Below are 6,468 nucleotides of genomic sequence, written 5' to 3'. Positions count from 1 at the left end.
CATCAACTTGCGGGGTGTGTTTCGCTTCCCGGTTGACCGCTATGCTGACCAAATCTATGAACGGGAAATCGCTTGAGGTAAGCCAGTGAGGAATACCCGGTGCCGAAATCATCGATGGACAGCGCAAACCCGGCCGAGGTCAGGGCGCGCGTGACCTCCACGGCACGTTCCGGGTCGCGCATCATGCCCGACTCGGTCAGCTCGAGCTCGATTGCAGAAGACGCTGCACCGGATTCGCGAGCGATCCTAAGACACCGGTCAACGAAATCGTCGTCCTCAAATTGTTTCGCGGCCACATTCACCGCGACCCTTCCGGGCAGCGGACACCCTCGTTCCTGCCAATGCCGCACCTGGCGGCATGCCCCGGCGAGCGCCCATTCGCCCAATGTACCGATCAATCCCCGTTCTTCCGCGATCGGGATGAATTCGGCTGGGGAAACCATGCCCCAATCCGCATCATGCCATCTCGACAGTGCCTCGGCGCCTACGATTTTGCCGCTGGGCAAATGCACCTGGGGATGATAGTGGAGTTGCAACCGTCCGGCGGCAAGCGCGGTTTCCAGGCGATGGACGATTTCCAGCTTCCTCGCCAAATCCGTACCCATCTCCGAACGGTAGAAGCGATAGCCCCCGCCGCTGGCCTTGGCCCGGTACATGGCGATGTCGGCGTGTTTGAGCAGCTCCTCGGCCGAGCGTCCATCTTCTGGATAGAAAGCAATGCCGATACTTGCCTTGAGCGCAAAAAACCGTCCATTGATTGCGAGAGGTTCGGCGAGCGCTTTTTGGATACGTTCGGCGATGAGGGCCGCGGCCGACTGGTTGGCCCCCATTGCAATCACGACGAACTCGTCGCCTGCCAGGCGCGCCAGGGTTTCCTCCTCTCGCAATGCGGCCTGAAACCGCCGGGCGATCTCGATGAGCGCCCGGTCGCCGATGGCGTGCCCCTGGGTGTCGTTGATCTCCTTGAAGCGGTCGAGATCCAAAAACAGAAGCGCCACCCGCTGTCCGTGGCGCTGGGCGCTCGCCAGCGCTTGCTTGAGCCGATCCAGGAACAACGCCCGGTTGGGCAGGCCCTGCAACGTGGTGGTGCGGGAGGACACGCCGGGGCTGAGCACCGTCGCGTTCATCGATCCGCAAACCATGGTCGCGTTGAGCGGCAACCCACAGGTGCGCGAGGTGGCCGATGACGCCGCGGCGCGGCTGGCTCGCGTGCGCGAACGCCTGGCGGCGGGATGAGGAACGCGGACCGGCGTCAGCGGCTCAGCACCCACTTCGCCAGCGTATCCAGCTCGGCCGGCGTCAGTCCCGGGTACGGCGGCATCGGCACCGTGCCCCACTTGCCGGCGCCGCCCGCGCGGATGTTGGCGGCCACCTGCTGCAGCGCATCGGCCTTGCCGGCGTATTTCGCCGCGACCTCCTTGAACGCAGGGCCCACGACCTTCTGCTCGACGGCGTGACAAGCGGTGCAATTGTTGGCCTTCAGCAGCGCTTCGGGCTGCAGCGACGCAGCGGTAGTGGGGGTTGCCGGTGCAGCGGTCTTCGGGGGCGGCGCGGCGGCCACCATGGCGGGTGCCGGTGTGGCAGCGGTGGTCTGCTCGGCGCCGTAGGTCTTGACGAGGTAGTCGACCATTGCCGGAATGTCCTCGTCGGAGAAGGGCGCACCGAACGGGTGTTTCATCTTCTTCACCGTGGCTTCCCAGTAGCTGCGCGGGGAGGTGGACGGCTGGTACTGCACATATTGCGCCGAATGACAGGTCATGCAGTTCTGCTGCACCAGCCGGTAGCCCGGCAGCTCGCTGGGCTTGTATGCGGCCGTCTCAGCGGGCAGCGTGATGTCCAGCGCGAAAGCGGCAGGCAGCGCGGCCGTCGCCGATATGATCCCCACGAGAACGCGCAGGCAGTAACGTTGTTTTGTGCTCATGCCTGTTCTCCTCATGCCGCGACGACGCGCGTGGTCTCGACGACGTTGCGCATGTAGCCGGCCGGGTTCCACAACGCGGACAGCGGCTGGCTTTGACCGATGCGGTTGACCGCGCGCACCTTCAGTTCATGAGCGCCTCGCTTGCTCGGCTTGAAGGCCACACTCCACTCGCGGAAGGAATACTTGCCCAAATCCTTGCCGAGCCGGGCTTCCGTCCAGGTGTGTCCACCATCGGCGGAGAAGGCGACTTCGGTGATGCCGAAGCCGCCGTCGAAGGCAATGCCGCGCACCACCGTCTCGCGCCCAACGCGCACCTTGTCGCCGTCGCGCAGGCTGGTGATGAACGAGCGCACGTTGAACCGGTTGATAGGCACGGTCTTGGCTGGCGCCTTGCCCGGCTCCACGCAGGCGCAGGCGTTGTCGGGAATGCGGTAGGCCGTACTCATCCAGAACCCGTCGAACGCCTTGTCCAGCACTTGAATGTCGGACAGGTGCTTGACCCAGTAGGTGCCGTAATGGCCGGGAACGATCAGCCGGACCGGATAGCCGTTGAGCATCGGCAGGTCCTCGCCATTCATCGCCCAGGCCAGCATCACCTCGCCGTCGAGCGCGTGGTCGACCGCGAGCGCCTTGACGAAGTCCGGGCTCTCGCCTTGCAGCGGCGGATGGTCCAGGCCATTGAAGCTCACCTGCACGGCACCGGCCTGCACGCCGGCCTTCTCCAACACTTTCTTCAGCGGCACCCCTGTCCAGCGTGCGTTGCCCATCGCGCCATTGGACAGCTGGCCGCCGTTGGCGCGCGGCGTGAAATGCCCGCGGCTGTTGCCGGAGCACTGGTTGACCGCCACCAGCTCCACCGGGTCGGCCAGACGCTTCAGGTCGTCCAGCGACAGCTCCAGCGGCGTGTTGACCTTGCCGCCCACGCGCAGCCGATAGCTTTGCGGATCGATCGAGGTGGGAATGCCGCTCCAGTGGTAGCGCACGAAGAACGCGTCGTTGGGCGTGATGACGCCTTCGTTGAAGACCGAAAACGGCGTCTCCAGCTGCGGCGGCCGGCTGGTCAGCAGGATCAGCGGGCGCTTCTGCGGAAAGGCCACCAACTCGCGCTCGCCATTGTCGAACGGCAACACGACGCGACCCGCAGTCGCCGCAAGCGCCTCGGCGGTCGGACCCATCAGGCCGGCACCGGCGCCGATGGCGCCCAAGGTCTTCAGCACACGGCGGCGCGCAGGCCAGGGGGGGGTGTCGTCACGCTCCATGTTTGTCTCCTTCTTCGAGTAGATGGGAAACCGCGCCCTATCGGGCGCTCACCAGAACTGCATTCGACGCCTGCGCCGCCGCATCACCTTCGACCACGAGAATCTGCGCGACGGAAGGCGTTTTCGACGACATGGTGGTCACCGCGTCTCGCAGCGGGCCGATCACCGTGCCGTTGGCCGCCCCGGCGGGGTTGGTCTTGAAACTCGCGATCGGCGAACGCTGGCTGCTCACATACACGTTGTACACCGTTTGCGGCTTGAGCTTGAAGAGGAAGACTTCCAGAGCGTCCACCAGCCCCAGGTTGCGCGCCACGACGAAGCCGCGGGCCTCTCCCTGCGTGGCTTTGAGCGTAATGTTGACTGGCTCGTCGTTGACGCGGGGCACGAGGTGGGCTGTGCCCGTGCCGCTGGGCACGGCGTTCGACACATAGACCAGCGCCTGCGGGGCCTGCCCCACGGGTGCGCGAGCGATCACCCGGTCGGTGGCGGTGTCGATCACGTCCACCGCGTCACCGTTTTCCAGCCCCACGTACATGCGCGTGCCATCGTCGGATGGCCAGATGCCGTGCGGTAGCGCGCCCACCGGGATGGTGGCCAGCAGCTTGGGCGTGGCGTCGGTGGTGTAGACCTTCACCACGTTCTCGCCGCCGATGGTCACGTAGGCCAGCGTGCCGCGTGCGGTCTTGGCGAACCCGAGGTGGTTGGTGATGAATCCGGTCTCGATCACGCCCTTGACCTGAAGCGTATCGGTGTCGATGCGGGTCACCTTGCCCACGTCCTTGTGCGTCATCCACACTTCCTTGAAGTCCGGGGTTAACTGCAGGAAGGGCGAGAACGGGCTGACCACCGGGATGCGCTTGATCACCTTGCGCGTGGGCACGTCGATCACGTCCACCTCCGGCGTGAAGCTGTGCACCACGAAGGCGATGTTCTTCTGCGGATGGAACAGCACCATGCCCGGCCCGGGCGCGGTTTCGATGCGGCCGACTTCCTTGAAGGTCGCGGCATCGATCACGGACACGTAGTTCTCGCCGCGCACGACCGCCCACACGTGCTTGCCGTCCGGCGTGAAGAACGCCTCGTGCGGCGAGCGGCCGATGTAGGCGATGCCTTTGACCTGGTTGGTGGCGGTGTCGATGAAGGCGACCGAATTGGAGCCGTTGGAAATCGCGACCAGGGTCTTGTGGTCAGGCGAGAAGCCCAGGCCGTGCACGTTGAGCTCACCCTTGTACAACGGCGACAGCACCTCCGGCCGCACGTTGCCCAGCCGGATCTGGCCCAGCAGCGTGTTGGACGAAGGATCGATCACCGACACCGTGTTGGTGTTCTGGTCGGCGGTGTAGACGCGATCGGCGGGGGCCGGCGCGGCCAGCGCGATGCCGCTGCACATCACCAGTTGCAGGGCGAGGAAGAGTCGTTTCATCATCGGGTTCCTTGTGTCGTTTCGGTTGAGTGGGATGGGTGCGCCGCTGCGGCCTTGGCGGCGGCATCGTCGGCATGCCGTGCAAGCCAGGCCTGCATCAGTCGAATCTCGTTGCGCTGCTCGACAATGATGGACAGTGCAAGGTTGCGCAGTTCCGGGTCCTTGGTGGACAGCAGCACAGCCTTGGCCATGTCGATGGCGCCTTGATGGTGCGGGATCATCATCACGACGAAGTCGTGGTCGGGGTTGCCGTTCATCGGGGCGGTACGCATGCCGTGGTCCATGACCGCCATCGCGTCGTCCATCAACTGGGCGAAGGACTTGGCGGTGCTGGCCACGAAGCTCGGCGGGGGCGGTGTCTGCGCTTCGGCCGCTGGGGAATGAGCATGCTGCGCCAGGGCCGGCAGGCTCGCCAGCATGGCCAGCGCCGCCATCGCCCACTGGCGGGCGGGTCTCGGTGATGTCATCTTGAAAGCGAGAGGCTGCATGGATCAGCTCGGTTGAAGTTGGGCGTAGACGGCCGTGGCGATGCGCGCCAGCTCGCCTTTGTCGATGCCGGCCGATAAGGCGTAACCGAACTTGCCGTCGATCCAATAGAACACATTGACCGGCCCCTCCTGCGCGAAGCGGAAGCCGGTATCCTGATTGGATGCTTGCTCGTTCGTGACGTACAGCGTCAGGCGCTGCCCCGTGGTGTCGTGGTACATGAACTGCGCCACCGGGCCGCTCGATCCGGGCAACAGGCGCCCGCCGATCAGTTCGTAGCCCAGTGCACCCAGCTTCGGGGGGCGGATCTTCGCGCCCAAGCGCTTGGACAGCCAGGCGACCAACTGGTCTTCCTGGTCGGCGCCGATCTCCACCGGTCGCCGCACGTCGGGGCTGTAGACCACGTGCGCGATGGCCGCTTGCCGCGGCAGGCTGCCGGCCGCCGCGTTGACGATGACCGCCGGCCCACGGGACGACTGCGCGAGCATCTCCGCGGTTTGCCATGCGCCGCGCCCCACCCAGCCGGCGCCTGCGCCGAAGAACACCAACGCAAAGCCTGCCGCCACGCGTTCGAGCGACCAGCGCGGCAGGCGTGCACCCGCGTGGCGTGCAGCGGCGCGCGTACGCGGCGCCCGGGCCGCGTGCAGCAAGGTGTCGGGGACGGCTTCGTCCAGCACCGCGCCGTACAGCGCCTTGATCGCCTGTTTGTCTTGCCGGTAGGCCTGCAAGCGCTGCGCCTCCTGCGGGCGCTCGGCCAGGTAGGTTTCGATCTCGGCGCGCCGGGATTCGGGCAACAGGCCGTCGACAAAGGCATGCAGATCCGCTTCAGTGATGGGCAACGGGTTCATTTCACCACCTTCAATGCCGTGGGTTGGATGCGTCCCTCCATCACGCCGCGCAGGCGCGCGCGGCCACGCGACAGCCGCGACATCACGGTGCCCAGCGGCACACCGAGCGTGCGCGCGATCTCGTCGTAGCTCATGTCCTCCAGCGCCACCAGCAGCAGCACCTCGCGCTGCTCGGGCGGGAGCTGCCGCAGTGCAATTTCGAGATCTCTCATTTCGAGGCCGTCGGTCTGTGAAGCCCTGACCGGCGACGCCAGCGCTTCTTCGTCCAGCGGCACGGCTACCACGGCGGGCCGGCGGCGCTGGTCCACATGCAGGTTGTGCAGAATGCTGAACAGCCAAGCGCGCATGTCGCCGTCCGGCCGCCAGTTGTCGATGCGGGCCCAGGCCCGCTCCAGAGCGTCCTGCACCAGATCGTCGGCAGCGGCGTGGTCGCCGACCAGCGCGCGAGCGTAGCGCCGCAGGCGCGGCAGGGCCGCCACCATCAGCGCGCCCGCCTCGGTCAACGCCACGTCCTGGGCCTTCATCGCGCAC

General features: G+C 66.0%; 7 protein-coding genes. All 7 read right to left on the bottom strand.

The features are described 5' to 3' along the window. Positions 1-2: 2 nt before the first annotated feature. On the bottom strand, positions 3-1,127 hold the full coding sequence (locus Q0Z44_RS12330; protein WP_298013149.1) for an EAL domain-containing protein: 1,125 nt from the start codon (positions 1,125-1,127) through the stop codon (positions 3-5). Between the two features lie 125 nt (positions 1,128-1,252). Then, entirely contained in the window at positions 1,253-1,921 is a 669-nt protein-coding gene (locus Q0Z44_RS12325) for a c-type cytochrome (protein WP_221892517.1), read from the bottom strand. A gap of 11 nt (positions 1,922-1,932) precedes the next feature. Next, on the bottom strand, positions 1,933-3,180 hold the full coding sequence (locus Q0Z44_RS12320) for a molybdopterin-dependent oxidoreductase (protein WP_045785196.1): 1,248 nt from the start codon (positions 3,178-3,180) through the stop codon (positions 1,933-1,935). A gap of 37 nt (positions 3,181-3,217) precedes the next feature. Further along, complete coding sequence (locus Q0Z44_RS12315) at positions 3,218-4,570, bottom strand: beta-propeller fold lactonase family protein (RefSeq protein WP_298013155.1); 1,353 nt, start codon at positions 4,568-4,570, stop codon at positions 3,218-3,220. A 32-nt stretch (positions 4,571-4,602) separates the two neighbouring features. Continuing rightward, complete coding sequence (locus Q0Z44_RS12310; protein WP_245636174.1) at positions 4,603-5,022, bottom strand: DUF305 domain-containing protein; 420 nt, start codon at positions 5,020-5,022, stop codon at positions 4,603-4,605. A gap of 72 nt (positions 5,023-5,094) precedes the next feature. Continuing rightward, positions 5,095-5,937: an anti-sigma factor gene (locus Q0Z44_RS12305; RefSeq protein ID WP_066708469.1), complete on the bottom strand. Its 843-nt coding sequence runs from the start codon at positions 5,935-5,937 to the stop codon at positions 5,095-5,097. Further along, positions 5,934-6,461 (bottom strand): RNA polymerase sigma factor, encoded by a 528-nt coding sequence (locus tag Q0Z44_RS12300; RefSeq protein WP_174525469.1) that lies wholly within the window; start codon positions 6,459-6,461, stop codon positions 5,934-5,936. The genes Q0Z44_RS12305 and Q0Z44_RS12300 overlap by 4 nt, the downstream gene beginning before the upstream one ends. Between the last annotated feature and the right edge of the window lie 7 nt (positions 6,462-6,468).

The organism is uncultured Aquabacterium sp., assembly GCF_947366995.1.
GTDB lineage: Bacteria > Pseudomonadota > Gammaproteobacteria > Burkholderiales > Burkholderiaceae_C > Aquabacterium.
Note: the sequence above shows the minus strand (reverse complement) of the source record. Positions and strands in the feature narration are given on the sequence as shown.